The organism is Thalassospira sp. UBA1131, from assembly GCF_002311515.1.
Classification (GTDB): Bacteria; Pseudomonadota; Alphaproteobacteria; order Rhodospirillales; family Thalassospiraceae; genus Thalassospira.
In genome coordinates, this window is the sequence record NZ_DCAO01000104.1 from 54514 (window position 1) to 73430 (window position 18917).

Below are 18917 nucleotides of genomic sequence, written 5' to 3' on the forward strand. Positions count from 1 at the left end.
GCCGTCACCAGCCAATCCTGTCCCTGCGACTGCTCAATCGTCAGATCCTTGGAGGCAACTTTGCCATCCTCGACAACATAGGCATAAGCCGAGCCATCCGGGCGGCGCATCACCGCTTTTTGCGGCACAAGGAATGCATTATCTAAACGCCCCTGGCGGACCTGACCGCGGACAAACATACCTGGCAATAGGTTTCCGTCGGGGTTCGGGAAGACCGCGCGCAAACGCACCGTACCGGTGGTTTCATTTACCGTCACATCCGAGAACTGAAGCGTCCCGGTATGCGGATATTCTTCACCGGTAGCATCAATAATCAGGGCAACCTCGATCTGCCCGTTTTCAACACCCGTGATGCGACCATTGCGGACAGCTTCCTTGATCTTCAGCAACCGGCCACCTGCCTGGGTCACGTCGACATAGATCGGGTCAAGCTGGGTGATGGTGGTCAGTTTTGATGACTGATTGGCGGTCACAAGCGCACCTTCGGAATAATCCGACGAGCTGATCTGACCGGAAATCGGTGCGGTGACCGTGGTATAGGCCAGATCGATCCGCGCCTGTTCAAGCTCAGCACGCGCCGCAGCAACGGCTGCCTTTGCCTGTGCTTCGGCGGCGACCGCATCGTCATAGGTTTGCTGGCTGACGGCCTGCGACTTGATCAGCGGGTCATAGCGCGAACGCGTCTTGGTCGTCTGATCAAGGGTTGCGCGCTGACGCGTCAGTTCGGCCTGGGCTGCATCAACCCGCGCCAGGTACACTTCCTGATCAATCATATAAAGCTGCTGACCGGCTTCAACAAACGCACCCTCAGTGAAGTTGCGTTCCTTGATAATGCCATCGACCTGCGGGCGGATGTCTGCCTGACGGAAGGCGACGGTACGACCGGGCATTTCCTCAATCAGGCCAACAGTCTGCGCATTCAGCGTCACGGTACCGACCGGGGTCGCCTGTGGCTGTTGCTGGGCGGCTGCCTGTTGGTCGCCTTCGTTCTGCTCGCTGCAGCCGGCTACAAGCACGACAAGCGCTGCCATACCAGCGAATTTCAAACAAGATCGCATGGACAAAATGCTTATTCCTTCTAAGTCCGCGCAAAGCCGTGTGGTGTGCGCTTTGCCATTGCTTTTATAAATACTGTACGGTACAGTACACATTGTGCGCTGCACGATCAAGAGCCAAAAACAGCAGAGCCAAGAAAGATGAGTGAAACGCCCGAAAAGCTTGAAAAACAACATTCTCGCGGTACTGCACGCCGTCGCGCAATGATGGATGCTGCATGGGCGTTATTGCTTGAACGTGGCTTTGTCGGCGTGACTCTCAATGACGTCATTTCACAGTCTGGTGGATCGCGTACGACCCTGTACGAAGCATTCGGCGGGAAGGATGGCTTGCTGGCTGCAGTCATGACTGAACGCTGCAAAGAATTCTCTGCCGAACTGCATATTTCACTGGAAACCGATCTCCCTCCCCGTGATGCCCTTACGGACTTCGGTACGAAACTGGCCCAAAAGATTGTAACCGAGGAAGTCGCCCGCTTCACCCAGATTCTGTATTCCGAAGGCCAGCATTTTCTACCCTTGATCGAGAAATTCTTCGAAGTTGGCCCCGACAGCACGCGCAAGCACCTTGCTGATTACCTTTCAAGGCAACAAAAGCTTGGCAATATGATCATCGACGACCCGGATCATTCGGCAGAAATGTTCGAATGCTTGATCATTGGCGACTGGCAATCGCGGATCATGAAACACAATCCGCGCCCGCCAATGACCGATCAGCAGATTGCTGAACGTGTTTCCCGCGCGGTTGAAACCTTCCTGTGTGGTGTCGCAACACCACAAGCGCGTGACACGCTCAACTGCGCAAACAAATAACCCCCCTTCGTCTTCACTGACCGGTTTTATAGCTAGCCCCTCCTGACAGCATCCCGTCAGGTGTTACCTAATCGTGGCGAAAATTGGCGAAAATTCCCGAAGGGTGACCTGCATCACACCTGAATTACTTTGCCCTAACATTACCAAATTTGGGGTAAACTCTGGCCTGCGTTACCAACAGAGGGCGTATTTCTCCCTTCTGGCAAGCAAAAGGATCCCGTCATGCAGTTGCGAAAGGCACTTACCGGCTTTGGCGTTCTGGCAATTTCGATTGCCGGCCTGACCACCCGTGCCGACGCTATTTCCGTCGAAGATGCCCGGACTGCCGTTGATGCGATCCTGATGCAATCGGGCATTTCCGCGACCGAGGTCGATGCCCGCCCCATCGACGGCGATGCGGTCGAACTGGTTTTTGACGCGGTTTCCCTTGATCTCAGTGGCTATTCCAGCCCGCGCCAGCTGGCGATGGATGATGTTCTGGTCACGGTGCGCGATACCGATAGCGCCAATCAGGTTGATCTTGATGTCAAACTGCCCACACAGGCCAAAATGCTGGCCGAGGCAACCACGGATCAACGTGACCTTACGCTGCGCAATGCCGGGGGTTATCTGCGCTGGGATACCGCGCGCAATGTGCCGGTTACCTTTGACGGCTTTGCCGATTTTCTGGTCGGGGACGAGCCGGTTTCACGCAAGCACTGGCTGATCAATGGCCTGATCATTCAATGGCTGCCGGAAATGGCCAAGATCGCCTGGCAGGCGGCCGAATGGACGGGCCCCAACCGCGAAAAGCGCGGCTCGATCAAATCGGCCAACTTCACGCTTTATCCCGGCGACGATGGTGCGACCCATCTCGATTATTCCCATGATGGTTTGTGGCTGCCAAGCCTTCTGCAGCCGCGCACGGTGCGGGTCAAAAGCAGCAGTACCGGTCTGCCCTGGTCTGACGCCCAACCGATCATTGCAAAGGGTTTCAACGATATCCTGACCGGCACCGCCCCGCGCTTTGCCCGCCGCCAAATCGGCGATGCGCTGTGGAAAAAGGCCGCCCAGAACGGCGCCCCGGTCAAGGTTGACGAGTTCTATATTGAATCCCGCGGGCTTGAGGCGCTTGGTTCTGGCGAATTCCTGGCACAGGCTGCGGCACGTTATGGCTTCACCGGTGACTTTGACTTCAGACTTCTGGGTCAGGAAAAGCTGGTCGACCTATTGGGAACGCCAGACAACCCGACCATCCTTGGCGCGCTTGTACCCTTTGCCGTCAATGGCCTTGCCGCCGGACGCCCGGGTCCACAAGGCACGACAGAATATGATGGGCAACTGCTGCCCGATGGGCGGGTTGTGGTCAACGGCCTGACGGTCTTCCGTACTGCTGACGGCAGCTAGGGCTTTACACCCCGTCCCGACACAACAAAACGGCCGCCCATCATTAAGACGGGTGGCCGCTTCTGTTTAAAGGCTTGGCGTTACCAGCTGTATTTCAGGGTCGCCAGAACCGTACGACCTTCACCGTAATAACGACTGCCGAATGTGTTTGAAGAAACATATTCCCGATCAAGCAGGTTGGTGGCGTTCACGGACAGACTGACGTCATCTGTCACGGCATAGTTGATGGCTGCATCAAACACGCTGTTTGACGGCAGGGTTTCGGTATTGCCATCATTGCGCTGACGTTCACCGACAAAACGCACACCACCGCCAAGGGTCAGATCGCCAAGCGCGCCCTGCCCCGGGATGGTGTAATCAAGCCAGGCTGAAGCCTGATGCTTGGGCACGTTTGCCGGGCGGTTGCCGATGTTGGCTGCCGTGGCATCATCCTTGATTTCAGCATCAAGGAAAGTATAGGCCACCGTCATGTTGGTCTGCTCACCCAGCGACATTTTGCCTTCAAGCTCAAGTCCGCGCGAATTGATTTCGCCAATTTGCTTGTAGGTAGCGGACCCGGAATCGTACTGTGAGACGTTTTCCTGGGTCAGATCAAACACCGCCGCCGTAAACAGTGCATCGATTGCTTCTGGCTGGTATTTCACGCCAAGTTCGTATTGCGTTCCTTCCTGCGGCTTAACCCCATCCGGTCGCGACGCCAGGCTGGAATAAACTGGCTGGTAGGATTCCGAATAATTCCCATAAACCGACACTTCGTTGGTCGCCTTATAGGTCAGACCAAAACGCGATGTGAATTTGTGATCATCGCGTTCGTCGGTCGTACCGCTGCTGATTGTGTCGGTGTCGCTTTGAACATAATCGAAACGCCCGCCAACGGTCGCGATCCAGTCATCGGCAATGGTCAGCTGTTCCTGGGCATAAAGACCGTAGGCCGCCTGGGTGATTTCGGTATCAGAGGTGAAGTTCAAGTTGATGCACGAAATGCCGCAATAGGACGGGTTGTACGGATCAATCGGACTGGCCGTGCCGTCAAAGCGGCGTTCACGGTTCTGATCGCGGTTGTAATCCAGCCCAACCAACGTCTTGCTGTCGAAGGTATCGTTGATCGCTGTGTCATACTGGAGCTGGTTATCAATGGCAAAACGGTCAAGTTCACCGTAAATCGCAAAAGCATATCGATTGCCAAGCGGCGTAGTATCGTTGAGATAGACCGTTTCATACGTCAGATCGACATGGGTGTAGCGCGCATTCTGACGAAACTCGAGCTTATCATTGATCTGGTGCGACAGCTCGTAACCGATATTGGTTTCTTCGGTATCGAAATTGTTGAAATTAGGCTCGCCAAAGAATGCATCACGGCTGGTTTCAATTCCGGCCGGGAAACCATAACCAAGGCCGCTTTCCCGATCGCTGTAGCTGGTCAGGATGGTCAGTTTGGTATCCGTGTTCGGGGTATAGCTGAATGCCGGTGCGACATAGATGCGATCATCCTGCGAATAGTCCTGCCCGCGCTCGGCATCCTGCCAAAGCGCCGTCAGGCGGTAGGACCAGTTGCTGTTTTCGCCAACCGGACCCGTCACATCGCCCGCACCGCGCAGATGATTTTCACCAAAGGTGGTCAGAACTTCGCCGCTGGCTTCATCCTGCGGGCGCTTGGTTGTCATATTGACCAAACCACCCGGACCATTCATGCCAAACAGGCTGGATGTCGAGCCCTTAAGCACGTCAACTTGCTGCAAGCCATAGGTCTCCGGCCGACTGGTGGTAAAATTGTAGATCCGCGAAGACAATCCATCGCGATAAGTGCCAAGGTTGGTTTGGCCAAAGCCACGGATACGCACATAGTCATAGCGAACGTCCGAACCATATTCACCCGCTTGCACTCCCGCTGTATAGGAAACCGCTTGTTGAAGATCCTGAACATTACGGGTTTCCATTTCTTTCTCGGTTACCACTGAAACCGCCGCTGAGTCGTCCAAAATAGGGGTATCGGTTTTCGAAGCGGTACGCGAGCGCGATGCAACAAAACTGTCGGTAATGGCCTTGGTGGGATCAGATGCCTCTGCCGCATTGGCCTCGACCCGAAGCGTATCCAGAACTTCTTCGCCGGCACTGCTGGTGACGGCTTCGATCACAACCGTGCCATCGCTGGTCACGTCATAGTCAAGCCCCGACCCGCGCAGAAGCGCCTCAAGGGCTGTGCTGGCGCGCATCGTGCCATTGATGGTCGGTGCATCAATTCCGCGTGCCAGCGCACCATCGACCGTGACCTGCACACCGGCCTGCACACCAAACTGGGCCAAGGCACTGGTCAGTGACTGGGCCGGAATATCAAATGTGTGCTCGGCATTGATCCCGCCCGCACTGACCTGTGCATTTGCGTCAGGTGCAAACAACACGACCGGCGCCAAGGCGGTTGTCATCATCAAGGCACTGGCTATCACCACAACACGACCACGTTTTTGCAGTCGAGCTGCACCCCCATTGTTCATTTTCTTCTATCTCCGTTTCATGTCCTATGTCTGAAACAAATTGAGAATGCAAACGCTTCTCAATTTCGCATAAAAGACAAAACGGATGCCGGTTCTGTTTTTTCAAAAATTTTTATGGGAAATCATCAGGGTGGCTCCAAACCCGCAAAATCCTGCGGATTTGAAAGGCATTATTTTTTCTGGCAAGTGAGTATAAATAGGTGCCGAAATCCGGCCCCAACGCCATCAGGACTTTGAGACAACCAGAACCCACGGGGTGATTTCACGCACCGTTGCCTTTTGCGCCCGTGCCATGCCGCGCAAGGCCGATACCGGATCATCAAGGCGATAGACCCCTGTGACCGTCTGGGCGGCCAGGACCTCATCAGTGATCAGGATGGTGCCATTGAAATAGCGCCGAAGCTGATCAACAACGTCGGATAACGGTTGATCCTGTGCGATCAGCTGGTTCTTGCGCCAGGCACCGATCTGGCTGGTTGGCGAAGGATGACGGATCACCGTGCCGTCCTGCCCGACCCGGACATTCTGCCCGGCTTCAAGAATTTCAAAAACCGCCGGGACATTGGCAGCATTTTCGACCTGTACCCGCCCGTGTTCCACGCCAACCGTCGAAACAGCATTGCCTTCAGAAACAACAAATCCGGTGCCAAGTACCGTGACCATCACCTGATCGGCCCCGACGCGAAACGGCTTTTGCGGGTCCGGGGTAACGTCAAAAAACGCCTCGCCATCGAGCAATTCGACAAAGCGTGTTGACCCGTCAAAATGCACCGTAATCGCACTTTCCGGTGCAAGGGTCACCGCGCTGTTATCAGAAAGCGTGATGGTGCGCATCTCGCCTGTTGCGGTGACATGATCGGCCTGCATATGGGTTGCGATATCCGGCCCGATGATGGCGGCCACAAGGGATGCGGCCACCGCCACCCCGCCAAGCCCGATCCCGCGCCAGGACATATTGCCGCGCTTTTGAAACCGGGTTTGCGCCGAGAGGACTTTGCCCTCGGCAACGGCCTTTTCGTAATCAATATTCAGCAGAGCCGCGACCGCGTCATTCTGTTGGCCGTCAACACCGCCTTTGTCGTTGCCCGTACGGCGCGCCTCAAGGAACTGCTCCCAGTCCGCCGTACCAGACGGTTCGGCCTTCGCCATCAGATCGGCGGTCTTTTGCGTGGCGTTCCAGGCATCAAGATGGGCTGGATCCTCGGCACACCAGTCGGCAAACTGCGCTTGCAGTTCCGGGTTTTCCGGATCTTCCTGCAGGCGGATCAACCATTCGGTCGCCGCCTTGCCCGCCTGTTTTTGAACTGGATCGGTTATCTCTGCCATCACCCTATTGCGCCCCCGTTGCACCACCTGGTGCGATCAGGGCGATATAGCCGATATCACGCAACGCGTCACCATCTGTGCGGGTTATGGCGCAAATTTCTGCAAGGCCAAACTGTTTGATCGGGCAATGAATGATCCTCATGGCCAACCGCCCAACCGTTCACGGCAATGATCAATGCCCTCGGATACAAGCTTATGAGCAAGCGGCACGGAAATATCGAGATAGTCGGCAATCTCGCGCAGTTTCGCCCCACCAACCCGATGCATTTCACACGCTATGCGCGTGCGTTCGGGCAGTTCGGAAAGGGCTTGCATCAAAATTGCGTATTCATCCTTGTACACCGCAACCGTTTCCGGGTCCGGGCTGTCTGATGCGCGCGTTTGCACGGCAACGTCATAATCAGATGCACCGGTTAGGCTGCTTTCACGGGCAATCTGGCGTTTGCTATCAAGGGCCAGATTGCGCACGATCCGGTACAGATAGCCGGTGGTATCATCCAAAAACCGCCCCTTGGTCGCCGCATCAAACCGCAACCATGCTTCCTGCACCAGATCTTCGGCCTGTACACGGCTGCCGATGATGCTGCTGGCATAGTTCACAAGTGCGGATCGTTGGCGCATGAACAGTGCCAATGACGTCACATTTGATGTCGCGTTTGAAGCCAATCAGAATGTCCTTTGCACAATGCGGGCAAGCCCCGCGCCCGCATGGGATGACACGCTTAGCGCAAATGATACTGATTATCAACAGCAATCAAACACCCTATCCATCAGACGATATTCTGGTTCAAGGTTGTCTGGACAACGCCAAACACCCACAGGGTGTGCTTTAGGAAATTCGTTACCTTGGCTTGCTATACAGGCGATTAGAACACATTCAAAATCGCCATCCGGGAGCCCGCCATGCAGAAAACCAGCCTTGTCATCCTGTTGACCGGTGTTGTGGCCTTGGGCATGTGGGGGATCAGCGATTACATGGCGCACAAGGGCGAGGCATATGGCGATGTCGAACGCGGGCAATCAATTGCCGAGCAGACCTGCCTGCGCTGTCACACCAAATTCGAAGGCGATCCCCTGCCCGATCCGAACGTGGCCACCGCCCCGGCCCTTGCCAGTTTCGGGCAACGTTGGCCGCTGGAAAACCTTGAAGAAGCCCTGGCCGAAGGCATCACGGTATCGCATGACAACATGACCATGCCGGAATTTTCCTTTACCTCGCAAAGTATCGCCGATCTGCTGAGCTATATGGAAAGCCTGACAAACGCGGCCAACGCAAAGGCCGCGCAGTAGCCAGCGTCGATTCACGTTCATTCTGCGGCAAAATCCCGCAAACCTCCCAAAATTCAGCTTTGCTTGCGCTGCGAATTTAAAGTGCGATTGAAACTGAGACACTCCTTTAAAACAGCCACTTAACGCATTTTCGCGTGCGCACAATTCACCTGTTGATTGCATTTCCGCTTGACTTGAACCGATTCAAAATAAAAATTGGTCTGACGTCTGATGACTGACCAAAATTTTGCGATAGCGATCAGTCACGCCAGACACAGTGATGACAAGCAAGCAGGTGTAATGTGCCGCAGGCCGCCGGGGCTACCTTTCGACCGATCCAAACATCGGGGCGCCGCGATGCGATCCTCGAAGCGCTAACTGATTTTATCGTCAGTTCAAGCCTGACGCCGGGTGATCGCCTGCCGCCGGAACGTGAATTGATGGAGGGTCTGAAAGTCGGTCGATCCAGCATTCGCGAGGCCATTGGCCATATGCAGGCGCTGGGCGTGGTCGAAATCAGGCGCGGTTCGGGCACCTATCTGAAACGCCCGGTGAGCGAAAAGACCTTGTTCATGCCGCTGTCGATCGCCACCCAGCGCGACGGATTGCTGCAAACCCTTGAAGTACGTCGCGGGCTTGAGGTTGAAGCCAGCATGCTGGCGGCCAAACGTGCCACCCCCGAAGACATTGACGAAATGCGCACAGCCCTTGATGCGATGGAGGCCGAACATCTTGAGTTTGGCACTGCCGGTCAGGCCGACCTTGTGTTTCACCTGTCGATCTATAAGGCATCAGGCAACCCATTGTTCGAGCAGCTTCTGGGCCAGATGCGCGAAGCGTTTGAAAGTTTCTTTGCCCAGCCGTTCAACCGCCCGGATTTTGCCAAATCGTCGTTTGAATTCCACCGCATGCTGTTTGACGCAATCGTCGCGGGCGATGCCGAACTGGCGCGCAAGCACACCCTTGCCATCCTTGAAGTCGTCGAGAACGACATCGTGAGAATGTCTGATGAAGAACAACAATAATCCCAAAAATCACAAGCAAGCTGTCACCGCCCCGGAGAGCGTCGTCGCCTATGACGCCGAGCATTTTGCCAACGCGGTCGTCCCGCCGATTTTCCAGAACTCGTTATTTACGTTCGAGAATTTCGACGAAATGGTCGAAACCTATGCCGGGCGCAAAACCCGTCCGGTCTATTCCCGGGGCCTGAACCCGACTGTGCGTGCGTTCGAAGACAAGATCGCCCAGCTTGAAAAGACTGAAGATGCACTTGGCCTGGCCAGCGGTATGGCCGCCATATCATCCGCCGTTCTGTCAGTCGTCAAACCAGGTGATCGCATTGTCTCGGTCGAGCATTGCTACCCTGATGCCTATCGCTTCTTTGAGATGTTCCTGCGCGACATGAATGTCCGTGTGGATTACGTCGATGGCCGCGACCTTGAGGCGGTCCGCGCTGCCATTCCGGGTGCAAAGATTTTGTATCTTGAAAGCCCGACCAGCTGGACGTTTCACACCCACGACATTGCCGCCCTTTGCGACATTGCGCGCGAACATGGCGCGATTTCAATGATCGATAACAGCTGGGCATCACCGATCTTTTGCCAGCCCGCCACCCTTGGCTGTGACGTCGTCATTCATTCCGCATCGAAATATATCGGCGGACACAGTGATGTGGTCGCAGGCGTGATTGCCGGATCAAACGAGTTTATCGGTCGGGTCCGGTCCAACATTCTGCCCTATCTTGGCGGAAAGCTGTCGGCCTTTGATGGCTGGTTGTTATTGCGCGGTTTGCGAACCCTGCCCGCACGCATGCGCGAACATCAAAGATCGGCACTGATCATTAGCCAAAAGCTTGCCGATCATCCGATGGTAAGCGCCATCCACTACCCCGGTTTGCTGGCCCCCGCCGCCCCCGGCTTAAGTGGTTCATCCGGACTATTTTCATTCGAGTTCACCCAAGAGGTCGACATTCCGACCTTTGTTGATGCGCTGCGCTTTTTCAAGATCGGCGTGTCCTGGGGTGGGCATGAAAGCCTGATTGTCCCCGCACTTGTCACGCGGGCGCAAGTGGGCGGACCCAATTCGGCAATGCGCTTTGGCGTGCCGGAAAATCTGGTCCGCCTGCATATCGGCCTCGAGAACGCCGAAGACCTATGGTCTGATCTGGCGACCGCAATCGAGGCAAGCCTGAAGTAAGAACACTATCGTTTAAAACAGGGAACTTCACAATGAACTGGAAAACAACGCTACTGGCAGGTGTGACGTCTATTGCGCTGACAAGTCAGGCCTATGCCGACACCACACTTAAGTTGGTCGAAGTCATCACCAGCCCGGAACGCACCGAGACCCTTAAAGGGCTGGTTGCCGAGTTCGAGGCTGCCAATCCCGGCGTGACTGTTGAAATCACGTCTCTTCCATGGGGGCAGGCGTTTGAGAAATTCGCCACCATGGTTTCGGCCGGTCAAACCCCTGATATCGTCGAGATGCCCGATACCTGGCTGACGCTTTATGCCAACAACGGCGCACTTGAAAGCCTTGAGCCGTATCTGGCGAACTGGGACGGGGCGAAGACGCTGAATGACCGCGCCCTGGAGTTCGCCCGTTCGGCAGATGATACCGCCTATATGCTGCCATACGGCTTCTATCTGCGTGCGATGTTCTATAACAAAAAGCTGTTCGAAGAAGCCGGTGTCACCGAAATTCCCGAAACGCTTGAAGACTTCCGCGCAGCCGCCGAAAAGGTATCTGCCCTGCCCGGCAAATACGGTTACTGCATGCGCGGCGGTCCGGGTGGCCTGAATGGCTGGGTGATGTTTGGTGCGACCGAAGCCGGCTCGAACGAATTCTTCACTGAAGATGGCCAAAGCACCTTTAATTCGGAAGGCTGGGAAGACGGTCTGGAATACCTGATCGATCTGTACAAGGACGGCCTGGCACCGAAAGACAGCCTGAACTGGGGCTTTAACGAAATCGTGGCCGGTTTCTATTCTGGCACCTGCGCGATGCTTGATCAGGACCCGGATGCCCTGATTGCCATCTCAAGCCGCATGAAAGAAGAAGATTTTGGCGTGACCACCATGCCAAAAGGCCCTTCTGGCAAGGCATTTCCGACCATTGGCTATGCCGGATGGTCGATGTTCTCTGACAGCGAGAACAAGGATGAGGCCTGGAAGCTGATTGCCCATCTTGAGTCCAAGGAAAGCAACCTGACCTGGAACAAGCGCATCGGTGCGTTGCCGATCCATAACGGGGCTGAAAGCGATCCGTTCTTTGCCAGTCCGCAATTTGAAGGCTGGTTTGCTGAACTGTCCGACCCGGACGTCCACCCGACTGTGATGCCAACCCATCTTGAAGAATTTGCCTTCTTCAAGGACAGCCTCGTCATCCGCACCAGTCAGGAAGCAATGCTTGGCCGGATCAGCCCGGAAGAGCTGGCAAATCAGTGGGCTGAATATTTGACCGCTGCACAGCAAAAATGGATGCAGGCAAACCAGTGACCACTGTAACGCAAACCGGAAAACTCCCCGCCGAACGGCGGGGAGGCTTCTCCAAAAAGCTTTCCGGGATCATCGAACCTTATCTGTATGTCTCGCCGGCCCTTGTCCTGATCATTGCGGTAATGTTAATGCCGCTGATTTTGGGACTGAGCTACGCGTTTCGTGACATTCGTATCCTCAACCCATTTAGCGGCGGCTTTGTCGGTACGGCGCATTTCGAAGCCCTGATTTCTGATCAGGCGTTTCTCGGCGCACTTGCCAACACCGCATGGTGGACGTTTGGGTCGCTTCTTTTTCAATTTGGGCTGGGACTGATTCTGGCGCTTTTGCTGAACCGGCAATTTCTTGGCCGTCGCATGGTCCAGGCACTGGTATTCCTGCCCTGGGCGGTGCCAACATTTCTGTCGGGACTGAACTGGGCCTGGATGTTTAATCCGGTTGTCGGGCCACTGCCGCATTGGATGACATCGCTTGGCCTGATGGCGGAACCGTTCAATATCTTGTCTGATCCAGACCTTGCCATGTGGGGTCCGATCATTGCCAATATCTGGTTTGGTATTCCGTTCTTTGCCATCACCATGCTGGCCGCCCTTCAATCGATCCCCAAAGAACTTTACGAAGCGGCCTCGATCGACGGGGCAACCACGCGTCAACAGTTTATCAGCATTACACTGCCCTTCCTTGCGCCCACCATTGCCATCACGCTGATGTTGCGCACCATCTGGATTGCCAATTTCGCCGACCTGATTGTCGTCATGACCAATGGCGGCCCGGCAGATTCGACCCAGATTGTGGCGTCCTACATCTTCACGCAGGCCTTCCGCCGCCTTGATTTTGGCTATGCCTCGGCGATTGCAGCGGTTCTTCTGGTTCTGTTGCTGGCCTATGCGCTGAGTGTGATTGCGCTTCGCCGTGCCATGACGCACGCAGATAGCTAGGGATTTGCCCCATGACCCTGACTGGACAAACATCCACGCGCAAAATGATTTACTGGGGCAGTCATTATCTGATGATTGCCGCCTTTGTGATCTTTGCGCTGTTTCCGCTTTACTGGTTGCTTAAGGTTTCCGTGACGCCCAACGACATCCTTTATACCGAAGGTGTGCGCATGTGGCCGTCACGAACGACCTGGGAAAACTATGCCTTCGTTCTGACTCAAAGCAACTTCCCGAAATATTTCCTCAATTCCGTGATTGTGTCGGGCACGACCGCCATCGTGACAACACTGGTCGCAGCCCTCACCGGCTATGCATTCTCGCGCTTTGCCTTTCGCGGCAAGGTCATCATTGTCGCATTGATGCTGATTACGCAGATGTTCCCGCTGGTGATGCTGATCGCGCCGATCTTTAAAATTCTGGCCCCGCTTGGCCTGACCGATAGCCTGACGGGTCTGATCATTGTCTATACGGCGTTCAATGTGCCGTTTGCGACCTTCCTGATGCAGTCCTTCTTTGATGGCATCCCCAAGGACCTTGAAGAAGCGGCCATGATCGACGGCAATACCCGGTTTGAGGCGTTTCGCGCGATCATTCTGCCCCTGACCTTGCCCGGTGTGGCGGCAACGCTTGGCTTTGTCTTTACGGCCGCCTGGAGCGAGCTTTTGTTTGCCCTGATGCTGGTCAGCAGTGAATCCGCATCCACCTTCCCGGTTGGACTTTTGTCATTCGTTTCAAAATTCAGTGTCGATTTCGGTCAGATGATGGCCGCCGGCGTGCTGGCACTTATTCCCGCCTGTCTGTTCTTCCTGCTGATCCAGCGTTATCTGGTGCAGGGCCTGACGGCTGGCGCGGTCAAAGGATAAGAGGATCCCAATGGCTTCTATTCAAATTGCAAATGCGCGCAAAAGCTATGGCGCAGTTGATGTCCTGCACGGCATTGATCTGAATATCTCGGACGGGGAATTCATTGTGCTTGTCGGGCCATCGGGCTGCGGAAAATCAACGTTGCTTCGCATGATTGCAGGGCTTGAGGACATCACATCGGGCGACATTTCGATCGCCGGGAATGTGGTCAATGACTTGCAGCCCAAGGACCGTGACATCGCCATGGTGTTTCAGTCCTACGCGCTTTATCCGCATATGTCGGTCGCCGAGAACATGAGTTACGCGCTGACACTGCGTAAAACAGCCAAGGAAAAGATATCCGATGCCATTTCAGGCGTGGCAGAAATCCTTGGCCTGACTGCCCTTCTCGAACGTCGACCCAAGGCGCTTTCGGGCGGGCAGCGCCAACGCGTGGCCATGGGCCGCGCAATTGTCCGCAAACCGCAGGCGTTTTTGTTTGACGAACCACTGTCAAACCTTGATGCGCGCCTACGCGAACAGATGCGTACCGAAATCCGCAAGCTTCATCATCGTCTTGGCGCGACATCTGTTTATGTCACCCACGACCAGATCGAAGCCATGACCATGGCCGACCGGATCGTTGCCATGCATGACGGCATCATCCAGCAGGTCGGAAGCCCGGTCGAGATTTACGACAAACCCGCCAACATCTTTGTCGCAAGCTTCATCGGATCACCGGCGATGAACTTCCTTAAAGGAAGTTATGAGATCAGTGACGATAACGGGGCTGGCGTCCGGCTGTCAGACGGGGCTTTGGTCCCGGTCCTGCAGGCCCAAAACGCCCAAAACAATCAGGCGGTTACCCTTGGCTCCCGTCCTGAACACATTTCGATTGTGTCTGATGCTGATAACGGCCTTCCAGCCAAGGTAGAGCTGATCGAACCGATGGGATTATCGACCCTTGTCCATGTGACACTGGCCGGTAAACCGATCAAGATTTTCACAATGGATCGACCGAACTATCCGGTCGACAGCTTTATCCATATCGCCTTTGACATGGCAAAGGCGCATGTGTTTGACACCAGTTCGGAACAGCGGCTGCCACCCACGACGGAACCACATTCCGGTCACAAAGACTAATCCAAGAATTAGGGCGGGGCGCAAAAATCCCCGCCCTTGATCAAACACACACGGATAAACACCGCACAATCGTTTATCCGTGACTGTGATTGACCAGTCTGGCAAAGGCGCCACGCCAGGCCAGGTCCGGCTCGATGCCAAAGATGTCTTTAAGCGTTTGGGGAATATCCCCAACACTGAGCGTATGTTGCTCTTCCTCGCCAGTCACCAGTCGGATGGTCAGGCGGTTATTAAGCAGGGTAAAGCGGGCAAACGGGGCAGATCTGGCGACCATCAGGGTTTTGCAAAACCCGCTTTCGGGGTGATCGGATGCGTACCAGTTCATGACCTCGTAATCGATATCCGAAACCGGCGCGATATCGACCTCATGCACCGGCTTCCACACGCCATCACGTTCCAGTTCAATCCGATAGCTGTGCGCCCCCTTTGTCACGCGGTATGTGTCATGCGGGGTTGCTTGTGGCGTTTCGATATCAAGCAATAACGGCCCGGTTGGCACACAGCCGCCCAATCCAACATCGGCCAGCCATGCTTCGCCATCAATCATCACCCGGTTGGCCATGTGGCAGCGTGGCCGGGGCATATCATTCGGGCCATAACCCCATAACACCCGCCCGGCCAGACCTTCGACCTCAAAGCCAAGGCTGCGCAACACCCGGCGAAACAGGCCGTTTTGCTCAAAACAATAACCACCCCGCCCGTCATGAATAAGCTTTTGATCGACACGCTCCGGATCGATGCTGATGGGCGTGTCATTGAAGACATCAATCGCTTCGAACGGGATGGTTGCCGGATGCATCGCATGCAGGGTTTGCAAAACTTCCAGCGTTGCTTCGCGCGGGCCGTCATATCCGATCCGGGCGAAATAGGCATCCAGATCCACTTCCTGCCTCGGGCGTTTGAGTGGGGCGGCCCAACTGGCATTGATCCGGCTTTGCAAAGTGTCATGGTCTGGTGCGACCGGGGCGTTATGGGCGACGGGCTGGTGGCTATTCATCACAAGGCTCCATTCCTTTGACGATGTCTTTTCATCATCGTTTGATCTCATGAAGCAGGACGATAAAACCTCAACCTATGTTACGGTCAAACGCAAAAAATCGAGAAATTTTAAATCGAATAATCTTCGAATAATATCGGCAATCGCGGCCCCATTCACAGCATTCACCCCATGTTCACGGCCCATTCAAGCAACAATTCACCTTTTACACGCACGATATAGAGCTTTTGCGCGACAGATTGCGTCCCCCTGTGATATTTGAGACTCTAAAGAGCGGAGAAACCGAACAAGCCAACGATCGCGATGGCACTGGCCGTGCGCGAACGGGTCTTTGGAAACGTCGCTTATCCATCCATGACGGATCGCAACGGATCCGCGTGCCAGACAGGGAAATAACCATGCGCACTGTTTATGTGAACGGCGAGTTTTTGCCGGAAACCGAAGCAAAGATTTCGATTTTTGACCGATCCTTCCTGTTCGCCGACGGCGTGTATGAAGTGACCTCGGTGCTTGATGGCAAGCTGATTGACTTCACGGGTCACATGAAGCGCCTCGAACGCTCGCTTGCCGAGCTCAAATTCCAGTTCAAACCCGATATCGATCAGCTTCTCGAAGCCCACCGCGAACTGGTGAAGCTCAACGACATCACCGAAGGCCTGATCTACCTGCAGGTTTCACGTGGTTCGGCCGGTGATCGTGATTTCGCGATCGACCCGCAAACGCCGCCGACCATCGTGATGTTCACGCAAAGCAAATCACTGATCAAATCGGCCCTTGCCGAACGCGGCCAAAAGATCGTCACCTTCCCCGACATCCGCTGGCGCCGGTCTGACATCAAGACCACCCAGCTTCTTTATGCGTCGCTTCTCAAAACCGATGCGGCCGCCAAGGGCAAGGACGATGCCTGGATGGTGCTGGATGGCTATGTCACCGAAGGCTCGAGCAACAACGCCTATATCGTCACCAAGGACGGCACGATCGTAACCCGTGAACTTTCGACCGACATCCTGCACGGCATCACCCGTGCCGCGGTTCTGAAATGCGCCGAGGAGCTTCAGCTCAAGGTCGAAGAACGCCACTTCACCATCGAAGAAGCCCAGAATGCAGCAGAAGCGTTCTCGACCTCGGCCTCGGCCTTTGTCTGCCCGGTTGTCGAAATTGATGACAAGAAGATCGGCGATGGCGTTCCGGGCCCGGTCGCCAAGCGCCTGCGCGAGATTTATATCGACGCCAACCGCAAAATGGCGATCTGATCCGATCAAATAACGTCTGATATGATCGTCTCCTCAAAGCCGATCAAACTGCGAAACGCCGCCCACTTTCGGGCGGCGTTTTTGCGTTGGGTATCTGCGGAAAAAGATCCTACATCGCGGCAAGTTCTTCCTCGGTAAAATCTGCGGAAATGGTGATGTCTTTTCCGGCCTCCAGTACCGCGAGCCGTTCGGTCAGGGCCGCGTGCACACCGTCATAGGCATCTGATCCCAGCAACAAACGAAACGGCATTTTCGGTGCATCTGCCGCCGCAATCATCGCATTGATCATGCGATCCGGATCGCCCTTGATCACCCAGCCACCGCCAAAGGCGGCTTCCTTAAGGTCATGGGCCGGGGTGCCGTCATAATCGCTGATCGGTTCCGGCTGGATGATGGAGCCGATAAACGCGGTGCGCGACGGACCGGGTTCGACCAGCATGAATTCAATGTCAAATGGCGCGACTTCCTTGGCCAGTGATTCAACAAAGCCCTCGATGCCCCATTTGGTCGCGTGATACAGGCTAAAGCCCGGATAGGCGATCTGACCGCCTTCGGACGATACCTGAATGACGCGACCCGATCCTTGCGCACGCAGATGCGGCAAGGCGGCCTTGATCACAACAATTGATCCCAGAAGGTTGGTATCAATAATCTGGCGCATCTGATCAATGCTGGTTTCTTCGGCCGCCCCCAGGATGCCAAAGCCGGCGTTACTGACGATGAAATCAATCCGTCCGAATTCGGCAAAGGCCTTGTCAACGGTCGCCTGCACCGCATCGGGTTGGCTTACATCAAGATAAGCCACACTGAGCCGTTCGCCATATTGCGCAACCAGATCGTCAAGCGATCCCGTGCGTCGCACGGTGGCGATCACACGATCACCACGCGCCAATACCTTTTCCGCCAGTCCGCGACCAAACCCGGACGATGCACCGGTAATCAACCATGTCTTGTCCATGTCAGTTCCTTTCTGTCTTGCTCTGAACATGGGGGGACTATAGAAACCAATGATTGATGCGATAACTGCTCTTAATTCGGATGGGTTAGTGAAAAGATGCCAGCAATCAATCAGCCGACCTTGAATGACATGCGGTTCTTCATCGCCGTTGCCGAACATCGCAGTTTCCGCAAGGCCGCAGATGCGCTGGGTGTCGCGCCCTCAACACTGAGCCACGCGCTGCGCAACATGGAAAGCAACCTTGATATCCGTCTGCTTCACCGCACCACGCGCAGTGTGTCCCTGACCGAGGCGGGCGAACAGCTTTTGGACCGGTTGCGCCCGGCACTACTCACCCTTGAAGAAGCCATGGGCACGGTCGATAGCTTTCGCACAGGCGGGACATCAGGCACGGTGCGCATCAATACATCCGATGGTGCCGCGCGCCTTTTGACCCGCCATGTCGTGCCGGAAATGCGCAAAAGATACCCGGATGTGGCGATTGATCTGGTGACCGAGGGACGGCTTGTCGATATCGTCGCCGGTGGCTTTGATGCCGGGGCACGATTGGGCGAAACCGTGCCACTTGATATGGTGGCTGTGCGCTTTGGCCCGCCATTTCGCTTTGTCGCGGTTGCGTCACCGGATTATTTCAAAACCCGCCCACGTCCCGTCGTACCCGATGATTTGCACAGCCATGACTGCATCCGCCATCGCTTTCCCAGTGGCAAGATCTATCACTGGGATTTTGAAAAGCAGGGTCAGGAAATCTCGATTGATGTGTCCGGCCCGCTGACGCTCGATCGACATGACCTCATGGTCGATGTCGCCCGACAGGGACTTGGCATTGCCTACGTTTCAGAGATTTATGCCGCACGGGCCATCGCCAGTGGTGATCTTGTGACAGTGCTTGATGACTGGTTACCCGAAATTCCGGGGCTTTTCCTGTATTACCCGGATCACCGGCG

The 18917-nt window shown here is 55.3% G+C and carries 18 protein-coding genes; 11 read left to right on the top strand and 7 right to left on the bottom strand.

Annotation, left to right across the window (positions count from 1 at the left end):
- The coding region (locus B3Z49_RS16365) for an efflux RND transporter periplasmic adaptor subunit (protein WP_296992799.1) at positions 1–1031 on the bottom strand (1031 nt) is incomplete at its 3' end.
- Positions 1032–1196: 165 nt separating this feature from the next.
- On the opposite strand from B3Z49_RS16365, the gene B3Z49_RS16370 reads away from it, so the two are divergent.
- Together B3Z49_RS16370 and B3Z49_RS16375 are read left to right on the top strand one after the other, a co-directional pair.
- Positions 1197–1868, top strand: coding sequence for a TetR/AcrR family transcriptional regulator (locus tag B3Z49_RS16370; RefSeq protein ID WP_296992800.1), 672 nt, complete (start codon positions 1197–1199; stop codon positions 1866–1868).
- A 222-nt stretch (positions 1869–2090) separates the two neighbouring features.
- A complete protein-coding gene (locus B3Z49_RS16375) occupies positions 2091–3254 on the top strand; it encodes a hypothetical protein (RefSeq protein ID WP_296992802.1) in 1164 nt (387 codons plus the stop codon).
- An 80-nt stretch (positions 3255–3334) separates the two neighbouring features.
- On the opposite strand, the gene B3Z49_RS16380 is transcribed toward B3Z49_RS16375, so the two are convergent.
- The 4 genes from B3Z49_RS16380 to B3Z49_RS16395 form a co-directional block, all read right to left on the bottom strand.
- Complete coding sequence (locus tag B3Z49_RS16380; RefSeq protein ID WP_296992804.1) at positions 3335–5746, bottom strand: TonB-dependent siderophore receptor; 2412 nt, start codon at positions 5744–5746, stop codon at positions 3335–3337.
- 225 nt (positions 5747–5971) lie between these two features.
- Complete coding sequence (locus tag B3Z49_RS16385; RefSeq protein WP_296992806.1) at positions 5972–7072, bottom strand: FecR family protein; 1101 nt, start codon at positions 7070–7072, stop codon at positions 5972–5974.
- Between the two features lie 4 nt (positions 7073–7076).
- The gene (locus B3Z49_RS16390) at positions 7077–7214 is read right to left on the bottom strand and encodes a hypothetical protein (RefSeq protein WP_296992808.1); all 138 of its coding nucleotides are present in this window, start codon (positions 7212–7214) and stop codon (positions 7077–7079) included.
- Positions 7211–7738 carry a sigma-70 family RNA polymerase sigma factor gene (locus B3Z49_RS16395; RefSeq protein ID WP_232308341.1) on the bottom strand — a complete coding sequence of 176 codons (528 nt, stop codon included), beginning with the start codon at positions 7736–7738 and terminating at the stop codon, positions 7211–7213. The genes B3Z49_RS16390 and B3Z49_RS16395 overlap by 4 nt, the downstream gene beginning before the upstream one ends.
- 237 nt (positions 7739–7975) lie before the next feature.
- On the opposite strand from B3Z49_RS16395, the gene B3Z49_RS16400 reads away from it, so the two are divergent.
- From B3Z49_RS16400 to B3Z49_RS16430, 7 genes are all read left to right on the top strand, one after another.
- Positions 7976–8362 carry a c-type cytochrome gene (locus B3Z49_RS16400; RefSeq protein WP_296992811.1) on the top strand — a complete coding sequence of 129 codons (387 nt, stop codon included), beginning with the start codon at positions 7976–7978 and terminating at the stop codon, positions 8360–8362.
- A 281-nt stretch (positions 8363–8643) separates the two neighbouring features.
- Entirely contained in the window at positions 8644–9366 is a 723-nt protein-coding gene (locus tag B3Z49_RS16405) for a FadR/GntR family transcriptional regulator (RefSeq protein ID WP_296992813.1), read from the top strand.
- Positions 9350–10537 carry an aminotransferase class I/II-fold pyridoxal phosphate-dependent enzyme gene (locus tag B3Z49_RS16410; RefSeq protein ID WP_296992816.1) on the top strand — a complete coding sequence of 396 codons (1188 nt, stop codon included), beginning with the start codon at positions 9350–9352 and terminating at the stop codon, positions 10535–10537. The genes B3Z49_RS16405 and B3Z49_RS16410 overlap by 17 nt, the downstream gene beginning before the upstream one ends.
- A 32-nt stretch (positions 10538–10569) precedes the next feature.
- Entirely contained in the window at positions 10570–11838 is a 1269-nt protein-coding gene (locus tag B3Z49_RS16415) for an ABC transporter substrate-binding protein (RefSeq protein ID WP_296992818.1), read from the top strand.
- Entirely contained in the window at positions 11835–12776 is a 942-nt protein-coding gene (locus tag B3Z49_RS16420) for a carbohydrate ABC transporter permease (RefSeq protein ID WP_296992820.1), read from the top strand. The genes B3Z49_RS16415 and B3Z49_RS16420 overlap by 4 nt, the downstream gene beginning before the upstream one ends.
- A gap of 11 nt (positions 12777–12787) precedes the next feature.
- Positions 12788–13639, top strand: coding sequence for a carbohydrate ABC transporter permease (locus B3Z49_RS16425; protein ID WP_296992821.1), 852 nt, complete (start codon positions 12788–12790; stop codon positions 13637–13639).
- 10 nt (positions 13640–13649) lie between these two features.
- Entirely contained in the window at positions 13650–14762 is a 1113-nt protein-coding gene (locus B3Z49_RS16430; RefSeq protein WP_296992823.1) for an ABC transporter ATP-binding protein, read from the top strand.
- A gap of 73 nt (positions 14763–14835) precedes the next feature.
- On the opposite strand, the gene B3Z49_RS16435 is transcribed toward B3Z49_RS16430, so the two are convergent.
- Positions 14836–15759, bottom strand: a complete 924-nt coding sequence (locus tag B3Z49_RS16435) for an arylamine N-acetyltransferase family protein (RefSeq protein WP_296992824.1) — start codon at positions 15757–15759, stop codon at positions 14836–14838.
- A gap of 398 nt (positions 15760–16157) precedes the next feature.
- Here B3Z49_RS16435 and B3Z49_RS16440 point away from each other — a divergent pair, with 398 nt between their 5' ends.
- Positions 16158–17012 (top strand): D-amino-acid transaminase, encoded by an 855-nt coding sequence (locus tag B3Z49_RS16440; protein ID WP_063087870.1) that lies wholly within the window; start codon positions 16158–16160, stop codon positions 17010–17012.
- Positions 17013–17121: 109 nt separating this feature from the next.
- Here B3Z49_RS16440 and B3Z49_RS16445 read toward each other — a convergent pair whose 3' ends face one another.
- Positions 17122–17970, bottom strand: coding sequence for an SDR family oxidoreductase (locus tag B3Z49_RS16445; protein WP_296992828.1), 849 nt, complete (start codon positions 17968–17970; stop codon positions 17122–17124).
- 96 nt (positions 17971–18066) lie between these two features.
- On the opposite strand from B3Z49_RS16445, the gene B3Z49_RS16450 reads away from it, so the two are divergent.
- Positions 18067–18917 (top strand): LysR family transcriptional regulator (locus tag B3Z49_RS16450; protein ID WP_296992830.1); only part of this gene is annotated, 851 nt, incomplete at its 3' end.

Bases quoted from the DNA above. Each gene is read 5' to 3' on its own strand.
- B3Z49_RS16370 (WP_296992800.1), top strand. From the start codon at position 1,197: ATGAGTGAAACGCCCGAAAAGCTTGAAAAACAACATTCTCGCGGTACT.
- B3Z49_RS16375 (WP_296992802.1), top strand. From the start codon at position 2,091: ATGCAGTTGCGAAAGGCACTTACCGGCTTTGGCGTTCTGGCAATTTCG.
- B3Z49_RS16380 (WP_296992804.1), bottom strand. From the start codon at position 5,746: ATGAACAATGGGGGTGCAGCTCGACTGCAAAAACGTGGTCGTGTTGTG.
- B3Z49_RS16385 (WP_296992806.1), bottom strand. From the start codon at position 7,072: ATGGCAGAGATAACCGATCCAGTTCAAAAACAGGCGGGCAAGGCGGCG.
- B3Z49_RS16390 (WP_296992808.1), bottom strand. From the start codon at position 7,214: ATGAGGATCATTCATTGCCCGATCAAACAGTTTGGCCTTGCAGAAATT.
- B3Z49_RS16400 (WP_296992811.1), top strand. From the start codon at position 7,976: ATGCAGAAAACCAGCCTTGTCATCCTGTTGACCGGTGTTGTGGCCTTG.
- B3Z49_RS16410 (WP_296992816.1), top strand. From the start codon at position 9,350: ATGAAGAACAACAATAATCCCAAAAATCACAAGCAAGCTGTCACCGCC.
- B3Z49_RS16415 (WP_296992818.1), top strand. From the start codon at position 10,570: ATGAACTGGAAAACAACGCTACTGGCAGGTGTGACGTCTATTGCGCTG.
- B3Z49_RS16425 (WP_296992821.1), top strand. From the start codon at position 12,788: ATGACCCTGACTGGACAAACATCCACGCGCAAAATGATTTACTGGGGC.
- B3Z49_RS16430 (WP_296992823.1), top strand. From the start codon at position 13,650: ATGGCTTCTATTCAAATTGCAAATGCGCGCAAAAGCTATGGCGCAGTT.
- B3Z49_RS16435 (WP_296992824.1), bottom strand. From the start codon at position 15,759: ATGAATAGCCACCAGCCCGTCGCCCATAACGCCCCGGTCGCACCAGAC.
- B3Z49_RS16440 (WP_063087870.1), top strand. From the start codon at position 16,158: ATGCGCACTGTTTATGTGAACGGCGAGTTTTTGCCGGAAACCGAAGCA.
- B3Z49_RS16445 (WP_296992828.1), bottom strand. From the start codon at position 17,970: ATGGACAAGACATGGTTGATTACCGGTGCATCGTCCGGGTTTGGTCGC.